Source organism: Leclercia sp. LSNIH3, from assembly GCF_002935105.1.
Taxonomy (GTDB): domain Bacteria; phylum Pseudomonadota; class Gammaproteobacteria; order Enterobacterales; family Enterobacteriaceae; genus Enterobacter; species Enterobacter adecarboxylatus.
The window spans coordinates 916,578-943,010 of record NZ_CP026387.1; the positions used below are offsets into that span (position 1 = coordinate 916,578).

Genomic DNA, 26,433 nt, shown 5'->3' on the forward strand with positions numbered 1-26,433 from the left:
CACCCGGACCAGGAAGTCGCCGTAAGCATTTGATTATTATCTACGTTCTTCGTTACGTTAAAATTTTTGCGAGACGTCTTCCGGGAATGATTTTCCCGGCTTGTCGCCACGAATTCCCCGCAGTATCTTCCTGATGCGCCTGCAAAATCAGGCGCCGGGATTGGAACCCTGACTGACTTTATCGATGACATAAGAGGCCTTATGTCGTACGCTTTGCTGCACCTCAATGGTGGGCTGGCGGGGGCATCGTAAGATGCGCCGGTATCCGATAAAGCCGGTAGTTCCAACCTCGCTCAGTCCACCGCCATGAGATTGGAACCTCTGACGGTGGGTTTAACAACTTTATCGGAGGCTGCCACTATGGCTACTACCCCAACCCATGCTCAGGCATTATTTAACGTACCCTTCTCTCACAATACCGATTTCACCGAGCTGGCGAACCATTGCGAACGCTTCGCCTGTACTCTGCTGGAAACTGATGATCCGGCGGAAAAACTGGCGCTCTGCGCCCGCCTTTCTGCTTGCCTCGCGCTGCTGCAGCCAACGCTTAACGAGCCTATTCCGCCGCACCTGGTGGCGCGTTTCACCCTGACCGATCTGCCCTCCCGTTTGCCCGCCTTTGAACCGGAAAGCGAGTTGTTGGGACTGTACTGTCAGACACTTACGCAACTGCTTATCAGCAACGCACTGCCGCGGGATATGGCAAAGGTAATGGAAGGGCTACTGTATGAGCTGGTGAACTTCTACGCCGACACGCTGAACGCGCCACGCTGGCTGCAAACACCGGACGGGCGCGTGGCGATTGATGCGTTGATTGACTGAGGAAGGTTAACGGGGGGATCTGCGCGTGGTTCCCCCTCACCCTAACCCTCTCCCCAAAGGGGAGAGGGGATCCGTCCGTGCGAATATTATTTGTGGGGATCCCTCAGCCTTCGAGGGAGAGGGGATCCGTCCGTGCGAATGTTATTTGTGGGGATCCCTCAGCCTTTGAGGGAGAGGGAATCGACCATGCAGACAGTCAGTTCACAGGCCGGGCAAACGCAGCGCCGCCGGGTATTGTTAACGTAGAGTGCAAGAGTTGCCGGCGGCTGCGCCTTATCCGGCCTACAAACCGCATAGTCTGCAAACAGCTAAATCGTGATCCTATAGCGAACGTAATCATCCACCACTGCCAGCTTGTCGTATAACGCCCGGGCCGGATTACCTTCCCGGGTCACCCAGTAGACTTTCGACCAGCCCTTTTCGCGCGCCTCGTTGATAATGGCCTCAATCAATGCCCTGCCCGCCCCTTTGCCGCGCGCCGCGTCATCGACAAACAGATCCTCCAGATAGCACAGCGGCTGGGTCACCCAGGTGCCTTCATGCAGCACACAAATCGCGAACCCCACCACCCCGTGTTCGGTTTCTGCCAGTCGGCAAAACAGACAGGAATCCGCGGACAGTACCCGGTGCCAGGTTGCCAGGGTTACCGCCTCATCGAGGCCTGTGCCGTAAAAACTGAGATAGCCGTTCCACAACCTTAACCATGCCTCGTAATCTTCCGCTTTCGCCTCACGCACCTTAACCATCGTTGTTATTCCTTGTTCTGCCTGGGATAACCGTATGATACCCGGGATCACCTCCTGTCCGCCCGTCTCTTCAGAAAGCTATTTCTGGTAAATATATTGTTACCTGGTTGTTGTACACTCGCGCGCCTTAGATTATAAATCATCATTTTTGAGTGATATCACTCATTTTTTGTCAACATCAGGGAACATTTATGTCCGTTCAAAAATTATCCAGAACCGCAGCGATATTGCTGGGGCTTCTGGGCGTCTTCATTCTGGCGATGGGGATATTCTTCGCTTACTACGGTGGGAAGCTGGTCAGCGTTAAGGGTAGCCCCTACTTTCTGATCAGCGGCTGCCTGCTTATCGTCTCGGGTGTGCAGATTGTGCGTCAGCGCCTGAGTGGCGCGGCCCTCTATTTTGTGGTGCTGGCGGGCACCGCCCTCTGGGCCTTGTGGGATGTCGGCTTCGACTTCTGGCCGCTGGTCTCCCGTCTGCTCACCCTCGCGGGCATTGCCATTCTGGTGGCGCTCTCCCTGCCCTCGCTGCTGCGCCGCGCCGGTAAGTTCCCGTGCTGGAAAGGCGCAGGGGCACTTGCGGCCCTGCTGGCGGTTGCCTTTGCCGCCACCGTTGGGGGCATGTTTGTTCCGCACGATCCGGTGACGGCATCGGGCAAACAACTTCCTCTCACCCCGGTTAAGCCCGGTGAAGAGCAGAAAGACTGGGCCAACTATGGCAACACCCCGGGCGCATCGCGCTTTGTGGCGCTGGACCAGATCACCCGCGATAACGTAAAAGACCTGCAGGTCGCCTGGACCTACCGCACGGGCGATATTCCCGTCAGCCCGAACGGTGGCGGCGCGGAAGATCAGCAGACTCCGTTGCAGATTGGCAATAAACTTTTTCTCTGTACGCCGCATAACAACGTAATTGCCGTCGATGCGACGACCGGCAAGGAGTTGTGGAAAACCGAAATCAACGCGAAACAGAAAAAGTGGATGCGCTGTCGCGGCCTGGCGTACTTCGATGCCACAGCCCCGCTGCAACAGCCAACCCTGCCGGACTCTTCGCCGGTGGCCGCCGTTTCACTGCCTGCGGATGCCCAGTGTAAGCGCCGGATCATCATGAACAGCGTCACCCCGGAACTGATTGCGCTGGACGCGGATACCGGTCAGTTCTGCGAAGACTTTGGCAATCACGGTCGCGTCAGCCTGAGCGCGCAGATGGGTAAAGGCGCGGATACCGGCCTGTACTATCCGACCTCTGCCCCGACGCTCGCCGGGACGACCGTCGTGGTGGGCGGCCGTGTGGCGGATAACGTGGCGACGGATATGCCGGGCGGCGTGGTGCGCGGTTTTGACGTGATCACCGGCCAGCTGCGTTGGGCATTTGATCCCGGTAAACCGGACGACCAGAACGCGCCTGCCGATAATGAAACCTTTACCCGCTCCACCCCGAACGTGTGGGCGCCCATGTCTTACGACCCGCAATCCAACACTGTCTATATGCCAACCGGCAGCGCGGCGGTGGATCTGTGGGGCGTGAAGCACAACGCGCTGGATCGCAAGTTTGGGGCCGCCATGGTGGCGGTGGACGCCAGCACCGGCAAGGTGAAATGGGTCTATCAGACCGTTCACAATGACCTCTGGGACTTTGACGTCCCGATGCAGCCGACCTTTACCGACTTCCCTGCTGCGGATGGCAAAACCACCCCGGCGCTGCTCTTCGGCACCAAATCCGGCCAGTTGTTTGTGCTGGATCGCGCGACCGGTAAGCCGCTGACCGACGTGGAAGAGCGCAAGGTGACGCAGGGGCAGATCCCGAAAGAGATCTACTCCCCGACGCAGCCCTTCTCAGTGGGAATGCCGACCATTGGCGCAGACGTGCTGAAAGAGTCCGATATGTGGGGCGCGACGCCGTTCGACCAGTTGATCTGCCGTATCGAGTTCAAATCCAAACGCTACAACGGCCTGTTTACGCCGCCGGGGGATGACCCGTCGCTGAACCTGCCCGGTTCGTTAGGCGGTATGAACTGGGGCGGTCTGTCGATTGACCCGGTGAACCAGTACCTGTTCATTAACGACATGCGCGTGGGCCTGGAAGTGCAGCTCATCCCGGCCTCCCCGGAGATTCAGGGAGCTAAAAACGACGGCAACGAAGCCGCCGCCATCAGCCGTCCGGTGCCGCTGGCCGGTACGCCGTACGCCATTAACGCCAAAGTGCGCTTTATGTCGCCGGTGGAGATCCCCTGTCAGAAACCGCCGTTTGGCACGCTGACGGCGGTGGATCTGAAAACCCAGAAAATTGCCTGGCAGGTGCCGGTGGGCACGGTAAAAGATACCGGTCCGTTTGGCGTGAAGATGGGGCTGCCGATCCCGATTGGTATGCCGACCATCGGCGGCACAATGGCCACCCAGGGCGGTCTGGTGTTTATCGCTTCAACGCAGGATTACTACCTGCGCGCGTTCGATACCTCGACCGGGAAAGAGGTGTGGAAAGCCCGCCTGCCGGTGGGAAGCCAGAGTACGCCAATCAGCTACAAATCGCCGGTGGACGGAAAGCAGTATTTGCTGATCACCGCAGGCGGGGCGCGTAACTCGCCGGATCGCGGTGACTATGTGATTGCCTATAAGCTGCCGTAATAGTTCTGAAACAGCCATCCCTGCGGGGATGGCTTTGCCGAACCAGGCTACTTTTATAAATCACGACATCTGCGGAGATAACAATGAAAGTTTTAATGGTTCTCACCTCTCACAGTGACCTGGGCAATACCGGTAAGAAAACGGGCTTCTGGCTGGAAGAGTTTGCCGCCCCGTATTACATCTTCAAAGATGCGGGAGCCGAAGTGGTGCTGGCCTCCCCGGCCGGTGGCCAGCCGCCGCTGGATCCCAAAAGTGATTCAGCCGATTTCCAGACCGAACTGACCCAGCGCTTCAAAGCCGATCAGGCAGCACAGCGTGAACTTGCCAACACCCTGAAGCTCGACAGCGTGCGTCAGGACGATTTCGACACCGTATTCTATCCAGGTGGGCACGGCCCACTGTGGGATCTGGCGGAGTCACAGACCTCCATTGCGCTGATTGAAGCCTTCAACCGCGCGGGTAAACCCATCGGTTTCGTCTGCCATGCGCCGGGTGTGTTGCGCCATGTGAAGGCCGCCTCTGGCGAGCCGCTGGTGAAGGGCCGTCAGGTGACCGGTTTTACCAACGGTGAAGAGGCCGACGTCGAACTGACCGACATCGTTCCGTTCCTGGTGGAAGATGAGCTGATTGCCCTGGGCGCTAACTACCAGAAAGGCCCGAACTGGGGCTCCTTTATTGTTGAAGACGGTACGCTGATCACCGGGCAGAACCCGGGCAGTTCCGAAGCTGTGGCGAAAGCCTTAGTGGCTGCGCTGCGCTAATCCCCCTGCCCGGCCGCTGGTCGGGCAATCCCCTCATGATTTTCGCATAGAGTGTTAAAGGCAAAACGGTGCCGGGCTGGTAGGCTTTTGCGCTTCACACCGGAGATGCTATGAACACGATTATTGACCTGTTTAACGACCATAAAAGCGAGCGCAGCTTTACCGATCGCGCCATTGATGACGCCACCCTCGAACGCATTATTAGCACCGCGTACCGCGCCCCCACCTCCGTGCATTCCCAGCAGGTGTCGGTCATCGTCACACGCGATGCCGAAAAACGCGCGCAGATTTCACAGATCGCGGGCGGCCAGCCGTGGATTGCCAAAGCCCCGGTGTTTATCACCTTTGTGCTGGATATGTATAAAACGGAAGTCGGCATGAAGCTGGCGGGCAAGGAGCAGGTCGCGCATCAGAGCATTGAGAGTCTGGTGGCTGGCGCAACCGACGTGGGTATCGCCCTCGGTTCCGTGATGGCAGCAGCCCGCTCAGAAGGGCTGGGGATCGTGCCGATTGGCGGGATCCGTCTGCGTCCACAGGAACTGATTGAGCTGCTTGAGTTGCCGGAGCACACCTTCCCGGTGGCGGGCATGGTGATTGGCCACGTTGATGTTCCTTCGCATCATAAACCGCGTCTCCCGCTGGAGACCTTCCGTCATGACGAGGCTTACGTTGCAGAAGGGCTGGAAGAGAAGATCGCGCATTATAACCAACAGATGACGGCGCACTGGCAGGCCATTAACCGTCCTGACGGTGAAACCTGGAGCGAAAGCGTGAGCGGTTATTACCAGCATATCTACTTCCCGGATGTGCTGCCGGCGATTCTGAAGCAGGGCTTCGGCGTCGATAAATAGACAAAAAGCCATCCCGTCTGGGATGGCTTTTTCGTAAAGAGACTGCCGTTAACGGAAGGCTTAGCGCGTGTCGGTAATCTGCGCCCGGGGCTGGGATTCAAATCCCCCCTTCGAGGCCATAACTGAGCAACTTACCGCTGCCGCGATGCTGAGCACGATCCAGATTTTCATAACGGGTCTCCTTTCAATACAGTGAAAAGTATTAAGCCTGGCACAAGCCCCGCATTTTACTTACGGATTAGCCCTTAATTCGCGGATCCAACGCGTCACGCAGCCCATCCCCCAACAAATTAAACGCCAGCACGGTAAAGAAAATCGCCAGGCTCGGGAACAGCGCCACATGCGGGGCAATCACCATATCGGCCCGCGCCTCGTTGAGCATCGCTCCCCACTCCGGGGTCGGCGGTTGCGCGCCCAGACCTAAAAACGACAGGCTGGCGGCCGAGATAATCGACACCCCGATACGCATGGTGAAATAGACCACGATAGAGGAGACGGTGCCCGGCAGAATATGGTTAAACAGGATTGTGGTATCGCTGGCCCCAATGCTGCGCGCCGACTCGATAAAGGTCTGCTGTTTTAGCACCAGCGTATTGCCGCGCACCAGGCGGGCGAAGGCCGGAATCGAGAAGATCGCCACGGCGATGATCACGTTCGCCATGCCGTTGCCCATCACCGCCACCACCGCAATGGCCAGCAGAATGCCAGGGAAAGCAAAAAGCACATCGCAGATGCGCATGATGATCCGATCCCACCAGCCCTCGTAATAACCGGCCAGCAGGCCCAGCACCGTGCCGATGGCCGCGCCAATCAGTACCGCAAAGACCCCGGCGGCGAGCGAGATCTGCGCCCCCATCAGCACCCGGCTGAAGATATCGCGTCCAAGAGAATCTACGCCGAACCAGTGCATTACCGACGGACCTTCGTTCAGACGGTCGTAATCGAAGTAGTTTTCCGCATCAAAGGGGACGATCCAGGGGGCCAGCACCGCCACCAGGATCAGCAGCAGGACAAACAGCCCGGCGGTCATCGCCACCGGCTGCTTACGAAAGCGCCGCCAGAATTCATGCCACGGGGTGCGGATCTGATCCGGTTTAAGTCCCGGCATGGCCTTTAACATGGCCTGCCGACGCCAGTTTAACAGTCGCATCTTACTTGTACCTGATAGCGGGATTAATGGCGGCATAGAGCACATCCACCACTAAGTTGATAAGAATAAACTCCAGCGAAAAAAGCAGCACTTCCGCCTGGATCACCGGGTAGTCGCGCATGTCGACAGAATCGACCAGCAAACGCCCTAACCCCGGCCAGTTGAAGACCTTTTCCACCACGATCGAGCCACCGAGCAGGAAGCCGAACTGCAGTCCCATCATGGTCACTACCGGGATCATCGCATTACGCAGACCGTGCTTGAGGATCACCCACTTCTCGCTGACCCCCTTTGCCCGGGCGGTTCGCATATAGTCTTCGTTCAGCACGTCAACGAAGGAGGCGCGGGTGAAGCGCGCCATCACCGCCGCCACCGCCGCGCCGAGGGTCAGCGAAGGCAAAATGTAATGCCGCCAGCTGTCCGCGCCCACGGTGGGGAGCCAGCCCAGCTCGACGGAGAAGATCTGCATCAGCAGCATCCCCAGCGCAAAAGCCGGGAAGGAGATCCCGGTGACCGCCAGCGCCATGCCCAACCGGTCCGGCCAGCGGTTACGCCAGACTGCCGCCACAATTCCGGCCATCAGGCCAAACAGCACCGCCCAGGCCATGCTGGCGAGGGTCAGCCAGAAGGTGGGCATAAAGCGGCTGGCAATCTCCTCGGAAACGGGACGACGGGAGACCATCGAGGTACCAAAGTCCCCCTGCACGACACTGGTAATGTAGTGCCAGAACTGCCGGTAGAGCGGCTGATCCAGCCCCAGTTGCTTACGCACCAGCTCGATGACCGTGGCATCGGCTTCCGGGCCGGCAATCAGCCGCGCCGGATCCCCCGGCAGCAGATGAACAAATAAAAAGACCAGCACCGCCACAATCAGCAGCGTCGGGATCAGCCCCAGCAGGCGTTTAATCACATAATTCAGCATGCACATTCCTCTCATCCCGCAGACGTACACCTGCGGGAATGAGTGCTTTATTTCAGATCCGCGTCGTCAAAGCTAAAGCCGGTATCCGGCATGATGTAAAAGCCGGTCAGCGCCTTGTTATGCGCCGAGACCAGTTTTTCGACCACCAGCGGTATCCACGGTGACTCCTTCCAGATCGTATCCTGTGCATCCCTGTACAGTTTCGCTTTCTCTTCCGGTTGGGTGGTTTTCAGCGCCTCCGTCAGGTCTTTATCCACCTGCGGATTGCTGTAGAACGCGGTGTTGAACAGGGTTGGCGGCCAGTTTTGCGAGGCAAACAGCGGCGACAGCGCCCAGTCGGCTTCGCCGGTGGAGGCCGACCAGCCGGTGTAGAACATCCTCACCCCGCTCTCTTTCTGCCCTTTGCCTTCCACTTCGGCGGCACGCTGCCCGGCATCCATCGCCGTGACCTGCACCTTAATGCCCACCTGTGCCAGCTGCTGCTGGGTGAATTGCAGCACCTTCTGGGCGGTACTGTGATTGTGCGACGACCACAGCGTGGTGCTGAAACCGTTCGGGAAGCCCGCCTCTTTCAGCAGTGCACGCGCTTTTGTCGGATTATATTCCCACGGATGATACTGCTGGGAGTACGCAATGGACGGTGGCACCACGCCCGTTGCCGGGGTCGCATACCCGGCAAAGGCCACCTTCACCAGCGCCTCACGGTTGATGGCGTAGTTAATCGCCTCGCGCACTTTCGGGTTATCGAACGGTTTTTGCGTGACGTTCATGCTGATGTAACGCTGCATGATCGACGGGCTGGCGACCAGCTCCAGCTTGCTGTTTTTCGCCAGCAGCGCCGCCTGCTCGTACGGGATCGGGAAGGCAAATTGCGCTTCGCCGGTCTGCAACATGGCCGCGCGGGTGTTGTTATCCACCACCGGACGCCAGGTGATGGTGTCCAGCTTCGGCAGCCCCTGCTGCCAGTAACCGGCGAACTTTTTCACCTTCACAAAGTCGGTCTGATTCCAGGTCACCAGCTCATACGGCCCGGTGCCGACCGGATGGAAGCCGATCTCTTTGCCGTATTTTTTCAGCGCGTCGGGGGAGATCATCGCCGTGGCCGGGTGGGCCAGAATATTGATAAAGGCCGAGAACGGCTCTTTCAGGGTAATTTTTACCGTGGTGGGATCGACGGCCTCGGTGCTGGCGATGTTCTTGTACAGGTTATAGCGCTTAAGGCTGTTTTCCGGGTTGCTGGCGCGATCAAGATTGACCTTTACCGCTTCAGCGTTGAAGTCGGTGCCGTCCTGGAACTTCACCCCACTGCGCAGCTTAATGGTGTAGACCAGCCCATCGTCCGAGACGGTGTAACTCTCGGCCAGCACGTTTTTCAGCTGCATCTCTTTATCGAGACCAAACAGCCCCTGATAAAACGACTTCGCCACCGCCTGCGACAGGGTGTCGTTGGCGTCATACGGATCCAGGGTGGTGAAGTTGGAGGCCACCGCCACCACCACGTCTTTTGCTGCGAAGGCCGGCGTGGCCGCCAGGGCTGCCGTGACGCTCGCGGCTAACAGCCATTTGCGAGCAACATATTTTGTCATTGTTGTGTTCTCCTGTTGTTCCCTGCTGTCGTGATTTATAGATGTTTAAAGGCATTATCCTGGCGCGGCGGCGCGACGAAGTGGCCGGGGCCAACCTCCCGCAACACCACGCGTTCGGTGGATTCTCCCCGCTTACGAATGTTGCCCGGCAGTTCGTCCTGCAGCAGCACCCGCCGGGCCTGACGATGGGCCGGATCGGCCACCGGCACCGCCGCCATCAGCTTGCGGGTGTAAGGGTGCTGCGGGTTTTCAAACACCGCCCGACGCGGGCCAATCTCGACGATCTGCCCGAGGTACATCACCGCCACCCGGTGGCTGATGCGCTCCACCACCGCCATGTCGTGCGAAATAAACAGAAATGCGATGCCCATCTCCCGCTGCAAATCGAGCAGCAGATTGATGATCTGCGCCCGGATGGAGACATCCAGCGCCGAGACCGACTCGTCGGCAATAACCACTTTCGGATTGAGCGCCAGCGCGCGGGCAATGCAGATTCGCTGTCGCTGGCCGCCGGAAAATTCATGGGGATAGCGCCAGGCGTGCTCCGGCTTCAGGCCGACACGCTCCAGCAGCCACGCCACCCGCCGCTGGGCGGCATCGCCATCCAGCAGGTTATGCACCCGCAGCGGCTCCATAATCGAATAGCCCACCGTCTGGCGGGGATCGAGGGAGGCGTAAGGATCCTGAAAAATAAACTGAATATCCCGCCGCAGGGGTTGCAGTTGCCCGGCCGGCAGGGTGTCGATGCGCTCACCGTTGAAGGTAATGGTGCCCTCCTGGGCCTCCACCAGCCGCAGCAGCGCCCGTCCGGTGGTGGACTTGCCGCTGCCGGACTCGCCCACCAGCGACAGCGTCTCGCCAGGCCATAAATCAAAACTGACATTTTCTACCGCATGCACTTCCCGCTTAACCCGGTTCAACAGGCCGCCACGCAGCGGAAATCGGGTGACCAGGTCGCGCACCTGTAAGATGGGTTCGCCGGGCACCACCGTATCTTGTTCGGTTTCGGCCTCCTGAAAACCCGGATTCGTGAGGGAGATCAGCGGAAAACGGCGCGGTAAATCACTGCCGTTCATTGCCCCCAGTCGCGGCACCGCGGCCAGCAGCGCCCGGGTATAGGGGTGCTCAGGCGCGTGGAAAATCTGTTCTACAGTGCCGGTTTCGACCGCCTCGCCCTGGTACATCACCAGCACCCGGTCGGCGATATCCGCCACCACGCCCATATCGTGAGTGATAAAAATCACCCCCATCTCCATCTCGTCCTGCAACACTTTGATCAGCTGCAGAATTTGCGCCTGAATGGTGACATCCAACGCGGTGGTCGGCTCATCGGCAATCAGTACCGCCGGACGACAGGAGAGCGCCATGGCGATCATCACCCGCTGGCGCATCCCGCCAGAGAGCTGATGCGGGTAGCGTCCCAGAATGGCGTCGGCCTCCGGGATCCGCACCTGCTCCAGCATACGTCTGGCTTCAGCCAGCGCCTCATCGCCGCTCAGCCCCTGGTGCAGGCGGATCGACTCGGCAATCTGCTCCCCCACCGGGAAGACCGGATTGAGCGAGGTCATCGGCTCCTGAAAAATCATGGCGATGTCAGCACCACGCACGCTGCGCACCTGGGAGGAACTGAGGGTGGTGAGATCGCTCACCTGGCCATTACGACGACGCAGCAGCAGACTGTCGCATGCCACCAGCCCGCCGGACTGTTCAATCAGGCGCATCAGCGACAGGGCGGTCACCGACTTACCGGAGCCGGACTCGCCGACGATCGCCAGCGTCTCGCCGCGTTTCAGCGAAAAAGAGAGGTTTTTTACCGCCGGGATCGGTTGCCGTTCGTCGGGAAAGGCGACATTCAGGTTGCGCACCGCCAGCACCTGCTGGCGGTCAAGTTCATCGCTGTGTGGCACCCTTTCCCCCTTATTCACGGTAAATGCCGGTGCTCGGCGTATCGCCGGCATAGCCCCAGGCGCGGTACATCCCTTCGCTGTTAAAGGGCAATGCCACGTTACCCTCGCGATCGACGGCAATCAGTCCGCCGCTGCCTTCGAGCGCCGGGAGTTTTTCCATTACCACCCGCTCGCAGGCTTCAGCGAGGCTTAAGCCGCCGTAGTCCATCAGCGCGGCGATATCGTAGGCGGCCAGGGTGCGAATAAACACTTCGCCGGTGCCGGTGCAGGAGACCGCCACGCTGGCGTTATTGGCATAGCAGCCCGCACCGGGCAACGGGCTATCGCCCACCCGACCGGGAAGTTTATTGGTCATGCCGCCGGTGGAGGTGGCGGCGGCCAGGTTTCCGGCCTTATCCAGCGCCACCGCGCCAACGGTACCCATTTTGGTGGTTTCATCCAGCGGGGCCGAATGGTCAAGTCGGGTTTCATCCGCATCACGCGCGGCCAGCAGTTGCTGATAGCGTTCGGGGGTGGAAAAAAGATCTGGCGAGACTGCTTCCATGCCGTGTTCGAAGGCGAATTTCTCGGCCCCCTCGCCCACCAGCAGCACGTGCGGACTTTTCTCCATCACCAGACGCGCGGCCAGCACCGGGTTGCGCAGATGGCTGACTCCGGCCACCGCGCCCGCTTTCAGGGTAACGCCGTCCATCACGCAGGCATCCAGCTCATGGGTTTCGTCGCGGGTAAATACCGAACCGATACCGGCGTTGAACAGCGGGCACTCTTCCAGCAGGCGTACCGCTTCGGTGACCACATCCAGCGCGCTCTCCCCCGCCTCCAGCATCCGCTGGCCGGTTTCTACTATCGACGAGAGCGCCTCAATGTAGCGCCTCTCCTGTTCCTGACTGAGCTGTGCGCGGGTAATCGCCCCTGCGCCGCCGTGGATTGCGATGACTGCATTCCCCATCTACTTCACCTTTACGCGCGTAATTACCGCTTTTTCTATAAATATCATTATTGTTGCAGGAACTTCAGATGATTTTTGAATATAGAAAGACGTCACTGTGATGTAAAGGCTAAGCCCATGGTGTCATACAGTTAAGGGCACTTTTCTGCCATAATGGCCGCCTTCGTTATTCTCTTGCTGGAGTGACCCATGGATTTTACCGCCGGACTGATGCCGCTTGAGACGGCACTCGCGCAGATGCTCGATCGACTTTCACCGCTGTCAGACCAGGAAACACTGCCGCTGCTGCACTGTTTTGGCCGCGTGACCGCCACCGACATCGTTTCGCCCCTTAACGTACCGGGCTTTGATAACTCGGCGATGGACGGTTATGCCGTGCGGCTGGCCGATCTGGCGGCGGGCAATGCGCTGCCGGTGGCGGGTAAAGCCTTTGCCGGTCAGCCCTTCCAAAGCGAGTGGCCAGCCGGAAGCTGTATCCGCATTATGACCGGTGCCCCGGTGCCAGCGGGCTGTGACGCGGTGGTGATGCAGGAAGAGACCGAGCAGACCGACGACGGCGTGCGGTTCATCGCCAGCGTGAAGCCGGGGCAGAATATCCGTCGCAGCGGGGAGGACATTACCCTGGGCGCGACCGTCTTCCCGGCGGGCACCCGGCTGACCGCGGCTGAACTGCCGGTGCTGGCCTCGCTGGGTATTGCGGAGATTGCCGTGGTGCGCAAGGTGCGGGTGGCGCTGTTCTCCACCGGTGACGAACTGCAACTGCCGGGCCAGCCGCTGGCCGAGGGGCAGATCTACGACACCAACCGGCTGGCGGTACACCTGATGCTGGAGCAACTGGGCTGCGAGGTGATCAACCTTGGGATTATCCCGGACGATCCAGAAAAACTGCGCGCCGCCTTTATTGAAGCGGATCGCGTGGCCGACGTCGTGCTCAGCTCCGGCGGCGTGTCGGTGGGCGAAGCGGATTACACCAAAACCATCCTCGATGAGCTGGGCGAGATCGGCTTCTGGAAACTGGCCATTAAGCCGGGCAAACCTTTCGCCTTTGGCAAGCTACCGGACAGCTGGTTCTGCGGCCTGCCGGGGAACCCGGTTTCTGCGGCGCTCACGTTCTACCAACTGGTGCAGCCGCTGCTGGCGAAGCTCTCCGGCAACCGGGCGCACGCCCTGCCTGCCCGTCAGCGCGTGCGTGCCGCCACCCGCCTGAGAAAATCACCGGGACGTCTCGACTTCCAGCGCGGCATCCTGGCGCGTAACGCCGACGGCGAGCTGGAAGTAAGCACCACCGGCCATCAAGGCTCGCATATTTTCAGCTCCTTCAGCCAGGGTAACTGCTTCATCGTGCTCGAGCGCGAGCGCGGCAACGTCGAAGCGGGTGAATGGGTTGAGGTTGAGCCGTTTAACGCGCTGTTTGGGGGCTAACCATGGCGGTGGAACTGAGCGACCAGGAGATGCTGCGCTACAACCGTCAGATTGTGCTGCGCGGCTTTGATTTTGACGGTCAGGAAGCGTTAAAAGCGGCAAATGTGCTGGTGGTCGGTCTCGGCGGATTAGGCTGTGCCGCGGCGCAGTATCTGGCTGCTGCGGGTGTGGGCCGCATGACGCTGCTCGATTTCGACACGGTGTCGCTCTCCAACCTGCAACGCCAGACCCTGCACAGCGATGCCACCCTCGGCGAGCCGAAAGTGGAGTCGGCCCATGCGTCGCTGATGCGCATCAACCCTAACGTGCAGTTCACCCTGCTGAATGCCCTGCTGGATGAACCTTCGCTGTTGGCGCAGATTGCCCATCACGATCTGGTGCTGGATTGCACCGATAACGTCGCTATTCGTAATCAGCTTAACGCGGGCTGTTTTGTCCATAAAACCCCGCTGGTCTCCGGGGCGGCGATCCGCATGGAAGGACAGGTAAGTGTCTTTACCTATGCCGAAGGCGAACCCTGCTACCGCTGCCTGAGCCGCCTGTTTGGCGAAAATACCCTGACCTGCGTCGAGGCGGGCGTGATGGCGCCGCTGGTGGGGGTGATCGGCTCGATGCAGGCGATGGAGGCCATTAAGGTGTTGACCCGGTACGGCACGCCCGCGGCGGGAAAAATCGTGATGTACGACGCCATGACCTGCCAGTTCCGCGAGATGAAGCTGATGCGTCATCCGGGGTGTGAGGTGTGCGGAGGTTAAAGCAAACGGCAACCTTCAGGTTGCCGTTTTAGTGTTTTCTCCCTCTCCCTCAGGGAGAGGGTTGGGGTAAGGGCATCAGGCCGCCCCATCAAATCGACGTCCGCCCGAACGCCCCCTGCCAGTCCTGCTCAAACTTCGCAATCGCCGCATCCACTGCCGGAGAGGTGATTAACTGCTGGGCCACGTCCAGTGGCAGGGTGATGGACTCACAGCCCGCCAGCAGGCAATCCAGCGCCTGGCGCGGGGTTTTGAAGCTCGCCGCCAGCACTTTTGACTGCGGCACGTGGAGCGTCAGCAGCTGCTGTAGCTCGACCACCGTCTGGATCCCATCCCCGCCCTGCGCATCCACGCGGTTCACATAGGGGGCGACATACTCCGCGCCCGCCAGCGCCGCCATCATCCCCTGCGCCGCGCTGTAGACCGCCGTCCCCAGGGTCGGCACCCCTTGCGCTTTCAGCATTTTGATCGCCGCCAGCCCTTCCGCTGTGACGGGCACTTTTACCACCAGATCCGCAACGATGGCGCGCAGCTTGAGGGCATCTTCCACCATCCCTTCTGCGGTCGTCGCCATAACCTGAGCAAACAGGCGGCCCTGACCCCCCATCGCCTCCTGCAGCTGAGGCAGTAACACCTCCAGCGGCGTTTTACCTGCGGCAACAATGCTTGGGTTGGTGGTTACGCCTGCCAGCGGCAACACGCGGGCCAGTTTTTTAACAGCCAGAACATCAGATGTGTCGAGATACAGTTCCATGATGGGGTCCTCAAAAATGACGATGCCGTAACCCTACACGGCAAAACCTGCGTCGGGGTTGATTTGCGTCAAGATAACTTTCATTCGAAAGTAATTTAATCTTCATACGCAACAAGAGGCGACATTATGATCTTCAACATTCAGCGTTACTCGACACATGACGGCCCCGGTATTCGTACCGTGGTGTTTATGAAAGGCTGCTCGCTGGGCTGCCGCTGGTGTCAGAACCCGGAAAGCCGTGCGCGGTCGCGGGACCTGCTGTTCGACGCTCGCCTGTGTCTGGAGGGGTGCAACCTCTGCCAGCAGGTGGCGCCTGATGTCATTGACCGGACGCTGAATGGGCTGGTGATCCACCGCGAAAAACTCGACGATACCTGTCTGGATGCCCTCACCCACTGCTGCCCAACCCAGGCACTGACCGTCTGCGGCGAAGAAAAGCAGGTGGAGGAGATCATGTCCACCGTGCTGCGCGATAAGCCGTTTTACGATCGCAGCGGCGGCGGGATCACCCTCTCCGGCGGCGAGCCATTCATGAACCCGGACCTGGCGCGCCAGCTGTTTCAGGCCAGCCATGAGCAGGGGATCCACACCGCCGTCGAAACCTGCCTGCATGTCCCCTGGCACTATATCGAGCCGTCGTTACCCTATATCGATCTGTTTCTCGCCGACCTGAAGCATGTCGATGGCGCGGTCTTTAAGCAGTGGACGGACGGCTCTGCGAAACGGGTGCTGGATAACCTCAAGCGCCTGGCCGCGGCCGGGAAACCGCTCACTATTCGCGTGCCGCTGATCCCGGGCTTTAACGCCGATGAAGCCTCGATTACCGCCATCACCAATTTTGCCGCCGACGAACTGAACGTCCACGACATCCATTTTCTGCCGTACCACACACTTGGCATGAACAAATACACCCTGCTCGGCCAACCCTACTCTGCCCCAGATAAACCGCTCGATAATCCTGCATTACTGGACTTTGCCCGGCAGTATGCCGCCCAGAAAGGGTTAACCGCGACCTTACGAGGATAATGTTATGACACAGCTGAATCTTACTACCCTGAGCGATCGCATTAAGGCGCACAAAACGGCTCTGGTCCACATCGTTAAACCGCCGGTCTGTACCGAGCGTGCCCAGCACTACACCGAAATGTACCAGCAGCATATGGATAAGCCGATCCCGGTACGTCGTGCGCTGGCGCTGGCGCACCACCTGGCGCAGCGCACTATCTGGATCAAACATGATGAGCTGATCATCGGCAACCAGGCAAGCGAAGTGCGCGCCGCGCCGATCTTCCCGGAATATACCGTCTCGTGGATTGAAAAAGAGATCGACGACCTGGCCGACCGTCCGGGCGCGGGCTTTGCGGTGAGCGAAGAGAACAAACGTGTGCTGCATGAACTCTGCCCGTGGTGGCGCGGCCAGACGGTGCAGGATCGCTGCTACGGCATGTTCACCGATGAGCAGAAAGGGTTGCTGGAAACCGGCATTATCAAAGCGGAAGGCAATATGACCTCCGGCGATGCGCATCTGGCGGTGAACTTCCCGCTGCTGCTGGAAAAAGGGCTCGACGGCCTGCGCGCGAAAGTGGCCGAACGCCGCTCGCGCATCAACCTGACGGTGCTGGAAGATCTGCACGGCGACCAGTTCCTGAAAGCAATTGATATCGTCCTGGACGCGGTGAGCCTGCATATCAAACGCTTTGCCGATCTGGCCCGTGAGATGGCCTCGACCGAAACCCGCGAAAGCCGCCGCGACGAGCTGCTGGCGATGGCGGAAAACTGCGATGTTATCGCCCACGAGCCGCCAAAAACCTTCTGGCAGGCGCTGCAGCTGTGCTACTTCATCCAGCTGATCCTGCAGATTGAGTCCAACGGCCACTCGGTGTCGTTTGCCCGTATGGACCAGTATCTCTACCCGTACTACCGCCGTGACGTGGAGCTGAACCAGTCCCTGGATCGCGAGCACGCCATTGAGCTGCTGCACAGCTGCTGGCTGAAGCTGCTGGAAGTGAACAAGATCCGTTCCGGCTCTCACTCTAAAGCCTCTGCCGGTAGCCCGCTGTACCAGAACGTCACCATCGGTGGCCAGATGCTGGTCAATGACGTGCCGATGGATGCGGTCAATCCGCTCTCCTATGCGATTCTGGAATCCTGCGGGCGTCTGCGCTCCACCCAGCCGAACCTGAGCGTGCGCTACCATGCGGGCATGAGCAATGACTTCCTCGACGCCTGCGTGCAGGTGATCCGCTGCGGCTTCGGGATGCCAGCCTTTAACAACGATGAGATTGTCATTCCTGAGTTCATCAAACTCGGCATCGAAAAAGCGGATGCCTACGATTACGCCGCCATCGGCTGCATTGAAACCGCCGTCGGCGGCAAGTGGGGCTACCGCTGCACCGGGATGAGCTTTATCAACTTTGCCCGCGTGATGCTGGCGGCGATGGAAGGTGGCCGCGACGCCACCAGCGGCAAAGTGTTCCTGCCGCAGGAAAAAGCGCTGTCCGCGGGCAATTTCAACACCTTCGACGAGGTAATGGCCGCCTGGGATAACCAGATTAAATACTACACCCGTAAATCCATCGAGATTGAGTACGTGGTGGACACCATGCTGGAAGAGAACGTGCATGACATTCTCTGCTCGGCGCTGGTAGACGACTGCATTGAACGCGCGAAGAGCATCAAGCAGGGTGGCGCGAAATACGACTGGGTATCCGGCCTGCAGGTAGGCATCGCCAACCTCGGCAACAGCCTGGCGGCGGTGAAGAAACTGGTCTTCGACCAGGGCGCGATTGGTCAGCAGCAGCTGGCGGCGGCACTGGCCGATGATTACGAAGGGCTAACCCACGAGCAGCTGCGCCAGCGTCTGATCAACGGCGCACCGAAGTACGGTAATGATGATGACAGCGTGGATCTGCTGCTGGCGCGGGCTTATCAGACCTACATCGAAGAGCTGAAGCAGTACCATAACCCGCGTTACGGCCGCGGCCCGATTGGCGGGAATTACTACGCCGGGACGTCGTCTATCTCTGCCAACGTGCCGTTTGGGGCGGCCACCATGGCGACCCCGGATGGACGTAAAGCGCACACCCCTCTCGCGGAAGGGGCCAGTCCGGCTTCCGGCACTGACCATCTGGGGCCAACCGCGGTTATTGGCTCTGTCGGGAAACTGCCGACCGAAGCGATCCTCGGTGGCGTGCTGCTGAACCAGAAACTTAACCCGGCGACGCTGGATAATGACAGCGACCGCCAGAAGCTGATGGTGCTGCTGCGTACCTTCTTCGAGGTGCATAAAGGCTGGCACATCCAGTACAACATCGTCTCCCGCGAAACGCTGCTGGAAGCGAAAAAACACCCGGACCAGTATCGTGATCTGGTGGTACGCGTGGCGGGGTATTCTGCGTTCTTCACCGCCCTGTCACCGGATGCGCAGGACGATATTATTGCGCGTACCGAGCATACGTTGTAACGGTGTATCCCCTCTCCCCGGCTCTCTCCCACGGGGAGAGGGAAAACACTAAAAACGGCAACCCGGGTTGCAATGACAGTCAGTTAAGCAACTCGGTATTTCTGAATGACTGAAGTGGAAGAGTTCCGTTCACTACAGCACCTCTGCTTTATGCCCCCTCCGCTGCGGTGAACGTGCCAGGGGGGCTCGCCGCCTCCCCCCTGGCTACCCCGGCTCCCGGCAATTTTGTCCTCAGCTTATTCCCTCCGGCTTTCGGGCCGGGTACCAGCCTGCATCCCTGCAGGCTATGCCCTCCCGGCGCGTCCCTGCGCCTCGCCCCGGCCTGCGGTCAACGCTTCGGCGATTTTCAGCCGGATTCACGCTCCCTCACGCTTCTCAGTCGCCTGAATGTGGCACGGGTGTTGAGTCCCCGCTGAAACCGGCGAACCGGAGACCGGATGACAAGGGCTGGGCGCCAGGGATGGCGGCCAGAGGCGAATCGAGACAGGATGTCGAGTTGAGCCGACCGCAGGCAGCCGGTCGGGAGGTGAGCGCAGTGCGAAGCACCGGTTTCATTGCGGGGCCGCGGGGATTGACAAGGGGGGCCCGGCGGCCCCCCTTGTCACGTTCACGGGTTGTGTAATGCCATGTTCTGCTGAACATAAGGTGAACGGAACAGTCCGCCGGGCTTAACTGACTGGCATTACAACTTAGGTTGCCGTTTCGCTTTTACTTTCGAATGAAATTAAATTTGTGGTTTTAGTCACATTGTTATTAGAATGTTGCTGGTCGCAGTAACATCCAGGAGCGCAATGTATGACCGTTAAAGTTATCGTCACAGATATGGACGGAACTTTTCTTAATGACGCCAAGCAGTACGATCGTGACCGCTTTCAGGCGCAGTTCCAGCAACTTCAGGCCCGTAATATTGAGTTCGTTGTCGCCAGCGGCAACCAGTATTACCAGCTTATCTCCTTCTTCCCGGAGCTGAAATCGCAGATCTCCTTCGTGGCGGAAAATGGCGCGCTGGTGTTCGATCACGGCGAGCAGATTTTCCACGGCGAGCTGACGAAGCACGAATCGCAGATTGTGATCGGCGAGCTGCTGAAAGATAAATCCCTGAACTTCGTCGCCTGCGGTCTGGAAAGCGCGTACGTCAGCGACCAGGCACCCGAGGCCTTCGTCGCGCTGATGTCGAAACACTATCACCGCTTAAAGCACGTCAGCGACTACCGCGATATCGACGATGTGCTGTTTAAATTCTCCCTGAACCTGCCCGACAGCGATATCCCGAACCTGATTGACGCCCTGCATGTTTCGCTCGACGGCATCATGAAACCGGTGACCAGCGGGTTTGGTTTTGTCGATCTGATTATCCCCGGCCTGCATAAAGCCAACGGCCTCAGCCGTCTGCTGAAACGCTGGAATATCTCCCCGCAGGCATGTGTGGCGATAGGCGACAGCGGTAACGACGCCGAAATGCTGAAATTCGCCCACTACTCCTTTGCCATGGGAAATGCTGGCGAGAGCATTAAAGCCATCACCCGCTACCAGACCGACGACAACAACCATCAGGGCGCGCTGAACGTGATTCAGGCCGTCCTCGATAACACCCCGCCTTTCAGCCACTGATCCTCTCGCCGGAGCCTGCTCCGGCGAATCTCCCTTTCTCTCCAGGTTGTGCACTTCATCAAGTTATTTAACTTGCTTTAACTTATTTTTAACCTAAAGTATCACTTGTAATTACTTTTACTTTCGAATGAAAGATAGCGAGGCTGTTATGACCTTAACCTTTACCAGTGAAACTTTGCCTTCAGACCACAAGGCCGCGATTCGCCAGATGAAACGCGAGCTGCGAGCGCAGATCGGTGACGTGCAGGCGGTGTTCGATCGTTTGAGCGATAAAATTGCCAGCCGCGTGGCAGAAATTAACGCGCTGAAAAGCAAAGGCGATCCCGTCTGGCCGGTGATCCCGTTTGCCGACGTGCAGAGCGGTAACATCAGCCAGGAGCAGCGCGAGGCGGTTAAGCGTCGCGGCTGTGCGGTGATCAAAGGTCATTTCCCCCGTGAGCAGGCGCTGGCGTGGGACAACGCGATGCTCGACTATCTCGATCTCAACCGTTTTGATGATGTCTACAAAGGCCCGGGAGATAACTTCTTTGGCAGCCTCACCGCCTCCCGCCCGGAGATCTACCCGATCTACTGGTCACACGCGCAGATGGAAGCCCGTCAGAGCGAAGAGATGGCCCAGGTGCAGTCGTTCCTGAACCGTTTATGGACATTTGAGAGCAACGGCAAACAGTGGTTTAACCCGGACGTGAGCGTGATCTACCCGGACCGCATCCGTCGCCGTCCACCGGGCACCACCTCGAAAGGCCTCGGCGCACACACCGACTCCGGCGCGCTGGAGCGCTGGCTGCTCCCGGCTTATCAGCAGGTCTTCGCCCGGGTATTCGATGGCAATGTCGATCAATACGATCCCTGGAATGCCGCACACCGTACCGAAGTGGAAGAATATACCGTGGATAACACCACCAAGTGCTCGGTGTTCCGTACCTTCCAGGGCTGGACGGCGCTCTCCGACATGATCCCGGATCAGGGGCTGCTGCACGTGGTGCCGATCCCGGAAGCGATGGCGTATATCCTGCTGCGTCCGCTGCTGGATGACGTCCCGGAAGATGAGCTGTGCGGCGTGGCACCGGGTCGCGTCCTGCCGATCTCTGAGAAGTGGCACCCGCTGTTGATTGAAGCGCTGACCAGCATTCCGGCGCTGGAAGCCGGGGATTCCGTGTGGTGGCACTGCGATGTGATCCACTCGGTGGCACCGGTAGAGAACCAGCAGGGCTGGGGCAACGTGATGTACATTCCGGCGGCCCCAATGTGCGAGAAAAACCTCGCCTATGCGAAAAAGGTGAAAGCAGCGCTGGAAACCGGCGCCTCTCCGGGCGACTTCCCGCGGGAGGATTATGAGTCTGACTGGCAGTCACGCTTCACGACGGATGATTTAAATATCCACGGCAAGCGCGCGCTGGGTATGGTGTAAGTCTGGCTTTATCTCACTGATCCAGAAAGCGAAATACAAACCTGTCATACAACATTTAAATTGTGGTATGACAGGTTTTATAAATGTTAAATTGGCATGCCAATTTCCCGAGCGCCAAAAAAGACGCACTGAGATTGATCAGCGAAACAAGACGTTATCAGGAAAAGTGCGGAGGGAGAAGCGAAAGGAAAGAGGAACGGCCCTCCCCCAACGGGAAAGGGCCAGACTGAGGACAATTAGTTGTCGATGCCTTTACTGCGCAGGTAATCTTCGTAGTTACCGCTGAAGTCCACGACGCGCTCCGGCGTAATTTCAATCACGCGGGTCGCCAGCGAGCTCACGAATTCACGGTCATGGGAGACGAAGATCAGGGTACCCTGATACATCTCCAGCGCCATGTTCAGCGATTCGATAGATTCCATATCCAGGTGGTTGGTCGGTTCGTCCATCACCAGGATGTTCGGTTTTTGCATCATCAGCTTGCCGAACAGCATACGACCCTTCTCACCACCGGAGAGCACTTTGGCTGGCTTTTTGATGTCGTCCTGGCTGAACAGCAGACGGCCAAGGAAGCTGCGCACCACCTGCTCGTCATCGCCTTCCGACTTCCACTGGCTCATCCAGTCGAAAACGGTCAGATCGTTGTCGAAATCTTCGGCGTGATCCTGCGCGTAATAACCAATCTGCGCGTTCTCGGACCATTTCACGGTGCCGTGATCCGGAGTCAATTCACCCACCAGCGTTTTCAGCATGGTGGATTTACCCACGCCGTTGGCACCGAGGATAGCGATCTTCTCGCCCACTTCCAGCAGCAGGTTGAAGTTCTTGAACAGCGGGCCGTTGTCGAAACCTTTGGTCAGCTCTTCGACGGCTAAGGCGTTACGGAACAGTTTCTTGTCCTGCTCGAAGCGGATAAACGGGTTCTGACGGCTGGACGCTTTCACTTCATCCAGCTTGATTTTGTCGATCTGACGGGCGCGGGAGGTTGCCTGACGCGATTTAGAGGCGTTAGCGCTGAAGCGGCTGACGAAGGATTGCAGGTCAGCAATCTGCGCCTTTTTCTTGGCGTTATCGGCCAGCAGACGTTCACGCGCCTGGGTTGCCGCGGTCATGTATTCGTCGTAGTTACCGGCATACACGCGCAGTTCGCCGTAGTCCAGATCCGCCATGTGGGTGCAGACCATGTTCAGGAAGTGACGGTCGTGCGAGATGATGATCATGGTGCTGTTACGCTCGTTCAGCGTCTGCTCCAGCCAGCGAATGGTGTCGATGTCCAGGTTGTTCGTTGGTTCATCGAGCAGCAGGATGTCCGGGTTAGAGAACAGCGCCTGCGCCAGCAGAACACGCAGCTTCCAGCCTGGCGCGACTTCGCTCATCAGACCGTAATGTTGTTCCACCGGAATGCCCACGCCGAGCAGCAGCTCACCGGCACGGGACTCCGCAGAGTAACCGTCCATTTCGCCATACTGCACTTCAAGATCGGCCACTTTATAGCCGTCTTCTTCGCTCATTTCGGCAAGGCCGTAGATGCGATCGCGTTCCTGCTTCACTTCCCACAGCTCACCGTGGCCCATGATCACCGTATCAAGGACGGTGAACGTTTCAAAGGCGAACTGATCCTGACGCAGCTTACCGATGCGCTCGTTCGGATCGAGAGAAACGTTGCCCAGCGTCGGCTCTAAATCGCCGCCGAGGATCTTCATGAAGGTGGATTTTCCGCTACCGTTGGCACCAATCAGGCCGTAACGGTTGCCGCCGCCAAATTTGACGGAAATGTTTTCGAACAGCGGCTTACTGCCAAACTGCATAGTGACGTTGCTGGTAACTAACACGGGAGATTCCTGCGAGAAGTGTGATAAACCCAGCATTATGCCACAATTCCGAAATGAGATCCCGTGTATCAACGTAGCGCTAAACTCTAACAGGATGGAAAAAAGTGTGATTTAGTACACATCCGAATTCCATGCGGTCAGGAATGCACATATAATGCGCTCCCTAAACCGTTCTGACTTTTAAACAACCTGCCAATGTGGCACAGATACCTCGCACACCATGAATATGAAATTAACATCGCTTTTTGCGGCGGCGTTTGCCGTAGTAGGGTTTTGCAAGACCGCTTCTGCTGTCACTTATCCACTGCCAACCGACGGTAGCCGTCTGGTAGGTCAGAACCAGGTTGTGACCATTGAAGAAGGTAACACTCAGCCGCTGGAATATTTTGCTGCGGAATATCAGCTGGGCCTCTCCAACATGATGGAAGCCAACCCGGGCGTCGATCCGTATCTGCCGAAGGGCGGCACCGTGCTGAACATTCCTCAGCAGCTGATCCTGCCGGACACCGTGCATGAAGGCATCATCATTAACAGCGCCGAAATGCGTCTGTACTACTACCCGAAAGGCACCAACACCGTCATCGTGCTGCCAATCGGTATCGGCCAGTTGGGTAAAGATACCCCGATGAACTGGACCACCAAAGTCGAGCGTAAGAAAGCTGGCCCAACCTGGACGCCAACCGCGAAAATGCACGCGGAATACATTGCCGCGGGCGAGCCGCTGCCAGCCGTTGTTCCTGCTGGCCCGGATAACCCGATGGGTCTGTACGCTCTCTATATCGGCCGTCTGTATGCGATCCACGGCACCAACGCCAACTTCGGTATCGGCCTGCGCGTGAGCCACGGCTGTGTACGTCTGCGTAACGACGACATTAAATTCCTGTTCGAGAACGTGCCGGTTGGTACTCGCGTGCAGTTCATCAACGAGCCGGTAAAAGCGACTACCGAGCCAGATGGCAGCCGTTACCTCGAAGTGCATAACCCGCTCTCTACCAGCGAAGATCAGATCGACAACAACGTCACCGTTCCGGTCACCCTGACCAGCAACGTGCAGGCCATCACCGGCCAGCAGGACGTGGATGCGAACATCGTTGAGCAAGCGATCAACAACCGTTCCGGTATGCCGGTTCGTCTGAACTGATCGTAACAGGAACAATTCTGTTGTTACTGTGGAATTGTTCCGTTCACTAAAGCATCTCTGCTTTTATGCCCATCCCGCTGCGGTGAACATGTTAAGGGGGCTACTGCCGCTCCCTTAACCATCCCGGCTCCCGGCAAAGAAAATCGCCGTTTCGAGAAATATTCGTCTCACCCCTTTGGTGCTAGCGCAGGCGCTGTTCAACATTGCTCCTGGCAATGTTGTCTTCGGCTTATTCCCTCCGGCTATCGGGTCCGGCGTGATTCTACATCCATCCAGGTCCGCATCCATGTGCCTCAACCCGGCATGCGGTCAACGCCTCAGCGATTTTCAGCCGGACTCATCCCTCCTTCCAGCTTCTCAGCCACGTGAATGTGGCACGGGTGTTGAGTCCCCGCTGAAATCGGCGAACCGGAGACCGGTTGACAAGGGCTGGCCGCCAGGGATGGCGGCCAGAGGCGAATCGAGACAGGATGTCGAGTTGAGCCGACCGCAGGCAGTCGGTCGGGAGGTGAGCGTAGTGCGAAGCACCGATTTCGTTGCGGGGCCGCGGGGATTGATAAGGGGGCCGCGGTGGCCCCCTTATCACGTTCACAGGTTCCGTTCATTTCATATTCTGCTGGAAATAAGGTGAACGGAACGCACCACCGTATCGACCAGAAAACGATAAAAAGCTACTGCTGCGCCAGCTGATTACGCCGGTACTCCCCCTGTCGTACCAGCATCCAGCCTGGGTATTCCCTCGGCAGCGCGCTGACGGCATCCAGCTGTTTCAGCTCCTCATCGCTCAGGCGAATCGCGGTTGCGGCAATATTGTCATCCAGCTGATCGACCCGTTTCGCGCCAATAATCACGCTGGTCACCGCTTTTTGATGCAGCAGCCACGCCAGGGCAATTTGCGCCACGGAAACGCCCTTGCTCCCGGCAATGTGGCGCATCACATCCACGCAGTCGAATGCCCGCGTTTTATCCACCGGCGGGAAGTCAAATTCCTGGCGACGGCCACCGCCCTGCACCTGCCCGTCGCGGCTGTATTTGCCGCTCAGCAAGCCGCCCGCCAGCGGGCTCCAGACCATCAACCCGACACCTTCGCTTTGTAACATCGGCACCAGCTCACGCTCCAGGTCACGCCCGGCAAGGGTGTAATAGGCCTGTAATGAGGCAAAACGTGCCAGCCCGAGCCGTTCGGAAATGCCCAGTGCCTTCATGATTTGCCAGGCTGCCCAGTTCGATACTCCGATATAGCGTACATGCCCGTGCTGGACGAGGTTATCCAGGGCATAAAGCGTCTCTTCAATCGGGGTGGCCGGGTCAAAACCGTGCAACTGATAGAGATCGATATGATCGAGCTGCATACGGCGCAGGCTCTCTTTCACGCTGCTGATGATGTGATACCGCGAGCTACCGCGTGAGTTCACCCCCGCCGTGCCCGTTTCGCCAAACACCTTGGTGGCAATCACCACGTTTTCGCGCGGTATCTTCAGGTTTTTCAACGCCTGGCCGGTGATCTCTTCTGAACGCCCTTCGGAATAGACGTTGGCTGTATCAATAAAATTGATCCCGGCGTCCAGCGCACGCCCGACCAGCTGCTCGGCATCCTGTTGCTGGAGCTGACCTATCTTGCCCCACATGCCGCCTTCGCCGCCAAAAGTCATGGTGCCGAGGCAGAGCTCAGAAACAAACAGGCCGGTATTACCCAGTTTTTGATATCGCATTTGACGCTCCTCGTATGTTG

At 58.5% G+C, this 26,433-nt stretch carries 20 protein-coding genes; 11 read left to right on the top strand and 9 right to left on the bottom strand.

From position 1 onward, the window contains the following. The first annotated feature begins 360 nt into the window (after positions 1-360). Positions 361-822, top strand: a complete 462-nt coding sequence (locus C3F35_RS04485; protein ID WP_103791956.1) for a hypothetical protein — start codon at positions 361-363, stop codon at positions 820-822. 308 nt (positions 823-1,130) lie between these two features. Here C3F35_RS04485 and C3F35_RS04490 read toward each other — a convergent pair whose 3' ends face one another. After that, a complete protein-coding gene (locus C3F35_RS04490; protein WP_103791955.1) occupies positions 1,131-1,568 on the bottom strand; it encodes a GNAT family N-acetyltransferase in 438 nt (145 codons plus the stop codon). 191 nt (positions 1,569-1,759) lie between these two features. Here C3F35_RS04490 and C3F35_RS04495 point away from each other — a divergent pair, with 191 nt between their 5' ends. From C3F35_RS04495 to C3F35_RS04505, 3 genes are all read left to right on the top strand, one after another. Continuing rightward, positions 1,760-4,189 (top strand): membrane-bound PQQ-dependent dehydrogenase, glucose/quinate/shikimate family, encoded by a 2,430-nt coding sequence (locus C3F35_RS04495; RefSeq protein ID WP_103791954.1) that lies wholly within the window; start codon positions 1,760-1,762, stop codon positions 4,187-4,189. An 83-nt stretch (positions 4,190-4,272) separates the two neighbouring features. Then, on the top strand, positions 4,273-4,950 hold the full coding sequence (locus C3F35_RS04500) for a type 1 glutamine amidotransferase domain-containing protein (protein WP_103791953.1): 678 nt from the start codon (positions 4,273-4,275) through the stop codon (positions 4,948-4,950). Between the two features lie 110 nt (positions 4,951-5,060). Continuing rightward, positions 5,061-5,801 carry a nitroreductase family protein gene (locus C3F35_RS04505; protein WP_103791952.1) on the top strand — a complete coding sequence of 247 codons (741 nt, stop codon included), beginning with the start codon at positions 5,061-5,063 and terminating at the stop codon, positions 5,799-5,801. Positions 5,802-6,039: 238 nt separating this feature from the next. Here C3F35_RS04505 and gsiD read toward each other — a convergent pair whose 3' ends face one another. Genes gsiD through iaaA form a run of 5 tightly spaced genes read right to left on the bottom strand, consistent with a single transcriptional unit; the run spans position 6,040 to position 12,315 of the window. Next, the gene (gene gsiD / locus C3F35_RS04510; RefSeq protein WP_032617212.1) at positions 6,040-6,951 is read right to left on the bottom strand and encodes a glutathione ABC transporter permease GsiD; all 912 of its coding nucleotides are present in this window, start codon (positions 6,949-6,951) and stop codon (positions 6,040-6,042) included. Between the two features lies 1 nt (position 6,952). Continuing rightward, positions 6,953-7,873 carry a glutathione ABC transporter permease GsiC gene (gsiC, locus tag C3F35_RS04515; RefSeq protein WP_032617211.1) on the bottom strand — a complete coding sequence of 307 codons (921 nt, stop codon included), beginning with the start codon at positions 7,871-7,873 and terminating at the stop codon, positions 6,953-6,955. A 47-nt stretch (positions 7,874-7,920) separates the two neighbouring features. Next, the gene (gsiB, locus tag C3F35_RS04520; RefSeq protein ID WP_032617210.1) at positions 7,921-9,459 is read right to left on the bottom strand and encodes a glutathione ABC transporter substrate-binding protein GsiB; all 1,539 of its coding nucleotides are present in this window, start codon (positions 9,457-9,459) and stop codon (positions 7,921-7,923) included. Between the two features lie 35 nt (positions 9,460-9,494). After that, positions 9,495-11,366 (bottom strand): glutathione ABC transporter ATP-binding protein GsiA, encoded by a 1,872-nt coding sequence (gene gsiA / locus C3F35_RS04525; protein WP_077226639.1) that lies wholly within the window; start codon positions 11,364-11,366, stop codon positions 9,495-9,497. Between the two features lie 10 nt (positions 11,367-11,376). Then, positions 11,377-12,315 (bottom strand): beta-aspartyl-peptidase, encoded by a 939-nt coding sequence (gene iaaA, locus C3F35_RS04530; RefSeq protein WP_077226638.1) that lies wholly within the window; start codon positions 12,313-12,315, stop codon positions 11,377-11,379. Positions 12,316-12,504: 189 nt separating this feature from the next. Here iaaA and moeA point away from each other — a divergent pair, with 189 nt between their 5' ends. Continuing rightward, positions 12,505-13,737: a molybdopterin molybdotransferase MoeA gene (moeA, locus tag C3F35_RS04535; protein WP_103791951.1), complete on the top strand. Its 1,233-nt coding sequence runs from the start codon at positions 12,505-12,507 to the stop codon at positions 13,735-13,737. Between the two features lie 2 nt (positions 13,738-13,739). After that, complete coding sequence (gene moeB / locus C3F35_RS04540; RefSeq protein WP_077226636.1) at positions 13,740-14,492, top strand: molybdopterin-synthase adenylyltransferase MoeB; 753 nt, start codon at positions 13,740-13,742, stop codon at positions 14,490-14,492. A gap of 88 nt (positions 14,493-14,580) precedes the next feature. Here the strand turns inward: moeB and fsa are convergent, their stop codons facing one another. Next, the gene (gene fsa / locus C3F35_RS04545; protein ID WP_103791950.1) at positions 14,581-15,243 is read right to left on the bottom strand and encodes a fructose-6-phosphate aldolase; all 663 of its coding nucleotides are present in this window, start codon (positions 15,241-15,243) and stop codon (positions 14,581-14,583) included. Positions 15,244-15,369: 126 nt separating this feature from the next. Here fsa and C3F35_RS04550 point away from each other — a divergent pair, with 126 nt between their 5' ends. The 4 genes from C3F35_RS04550 to C3F35_RS04570 all read left to right on the top strand — a co-directional run bounded on the left by C3F35_RS04550 (position 15,370) and on the right by C3F35_RS04570 (position 21,728). Next, positions 15,370-16,269 carry a glycyl-radical enzyme activating protein gene (locus C3F35_RS04550; RefSeq protein ID WP_032617202.1) on the top strand — a complete coding sequence of 300 codons (900 nt, stop codon included), beginning with the start codon at positions 15,370-15,372 and terminating at the stop codon, positions 16,267-16,269. A gap of 4 nt (positions 16,270-16,273) precedes the next feature. Beyond that, positions 16,274-18,706 carry a formate C-acetyltransferase/glycerol dehydratase family glycyl radical enzyme gene (locus C3F35_RS04555; protein WP_103791949.1) on the top strand — a complete coding sequence of 811 codons (2,433 nt, stop codon included), beginning with the start codon at positions 16,274-16,276 and terminating at the stop codon, positions 18,704-18,706. A gap of 795 nt (positions 18,707-19,501) precedes the next feature. Then, on the top strand, positions 19,502-20,317 hold the full coding sequence (locus C3F35_RS04565; RefSeq protein ID WP_103791948.1) for a Cof-type HAD-IIB family hydrolase: 816 nt from the start codon (positions 19,502-19,504) through the stop codon (positions 20,315-20,317). Between the two features lie 148 nt (positions 20,318-20,465). After that, positions 20,466-21,728, top strand: a complete 1,263-nt coding sequence (locus C3F35_RS04570) for a DUF1479 domain-containing protein (protein WP_059308444.1) — start codon at positions 20,466-20,468, stop codon at positions 21,726-21,728. Between the two features lie 236 nt (positions 21,729-21,964). Here C3F35_RS04570 and C3F35_RS04575 read toward each other — a convergent pair whose 3' ends face one another. After that, entirely contained in the window at positions 21,965-23,560 is a 1,596-nt protein-coding gene (locus tag C3F35_RS04575) for an ABC-F family ATPase (protein WP_077226631.1), read from the bottom strand. A 220-nt stretch (positions 23,561-23,780) separates the two neighbouring features. Here C3F35_RS04575 and ldtB point away from each other — a divergent pair, with 220 nt between their 5' ends. After that, on the top strand, positions 23,781-24,701 hold the full coding sequence (ldtB, locus tag C3F35_RS04580; protein WP_032617187.1) for a L,D-transpeptidase: 921 nt from the start codon (positions 23,781-23,783) through the stop codon (positions 24,699-24,701). Between the two features lie 671 nt (positions 24,702-25,372). Here the strand turns inward: ldtB and C3F35_RS04585 are convergent. Further along, positions 25,373-26,413 carry an aldo/keto reductase gene (locus tag C3F35_RS04585; RefSeq protein ID WP_103791947.1) on the bottom strand — a complete coding sequence of 347 codons (1,041 nt, stop codon included), beginning with the start codon at positions 26,411-26,413 and terminating at the stop codon, positions 25,373-25,375. Between the last annotated feature and the right edge of the window lie 20 nt (positions 26,414-26,433).

Bases quoted from the DNA above. Each gene is read 5' to 3' on its own strand.
- moeA (WP_103791951.1), top strand. From the start codon at position 12,505: ATGGATTTTACCGCCGGACTGATGCCGCTTGAGACGGCACTCGCGCAG.
- fsa (WP_103791950.1), bottom strand. From the start codon at position 15,243: ATGGAACTGTATCTCGACACATCTGATGTTCTGGCTGTTAAAAAACTG.
- C3F35_RS04585 (WP_103791947.1), bottom strand. From the start codon at position 26,413: ATGCGATATCAAAAACTGGGTAATACCGGCCTGTTTGTTTCTGAGCTC.
- C3F35_RS04555 (WP_103791949.1), top strand. From the start codon at position 16,274: ATGACACAGCTGAATCTTACTACCCTGAGCGATCGCATTAAGGCGCAC.
- C3F35_RS04485 (WP_103791956.1), top strand. From the start codon at position 361: ATGGCTACTACCCCAACCCATGCTCAGGCATTATTTAACGTACCCTTC.
- iaaA (WP_077226638.1), bottom strand. From the start codon at position 12,315: ATGGGGAATGCAGTCATCGCAATCCACGGCGGCGCAGGGGCGATTACC.
- gsiC (WP_032617211.1), bottom strand. From the start codon at position 7,873: ATGCTGAATTATGTGATTAAACGCCTGCTGGGGCTGATCCCGACGCTG.
- C3F35_RS04490 (WP_103791955.1), bottom strand. From the start codon at position 1,568: ATGGTTAAGGTGCGTGAGGCGAAAGCGGAAGATTACGAGGCATGGTTA.
- C3F35_RS04500 (WP_103791953.1), top strand. From the start codon at position 4,273: ATGAAAGTTTTAATGGTTCTCACCTCTCACAGTGACCTGGGCAATACC.
- ldtB (WP_032617187.1), top strand. From the start codon at position 23,781: ATGAATATGAAATTAACATCGCTTTTTGCGGCGGCGTTTGCCGTAGTA.
- moeB (WP_077226636.1), top strand. From the start codon at position 13,740: ATGGCGGTGGAACTGAGCGACCAGGAGATGCTGCGCTACAACCGTCAG.
- C3F35_RS04565 (WP_103791948.1), top strand. From the start codon at position 19,502: ATGACCGTTAAAGTTATCGTCACAGATATGGACGGAACTTTTCTTAAT.
- C3F35_RS04570 (WP_059308444.1), top strand. From the start codon at position 20,466: ATGACCTTAACCTTTACCAGTGAAACTTTGCCTTCAGACCACAAGGCC.
- gsiD (WP_032617212.1), bottom strand. From the start codon at position 6,951: ATGCGACTGTTAAACTGGCGTCGGCAGGCCATGTTAAAGGCCATGCCG.
- C3F35_RS04495 (WP_103791954.1), top strand. From the start codon at position 1,760: ATGTCCGTTCAAAAATTATCCAGAACCGCAGCGATATTGCTGGGGCTT.
- C3F35_RS04550 (WP_032617202.1), top strand. From the start codon at position 15,370: ATGATCTTCAACATTCAGCGTTACTCGACACATGACGGCCCCGGTATT.
- gsiB (WP_032617210.1), bottom strand. From the start codon at position 9,459: ATGACAAAATATGTTGCTCGCAAATGGCTGTTAGCCGCGAGCGTCACG.
- C3F35_RS04505 (WP_103791952.1), top strand. From the start codon at position 5,061: ATGAACACGATTATTGACCTGTTTAACGACCATAAAAGCGAGCGCAGC.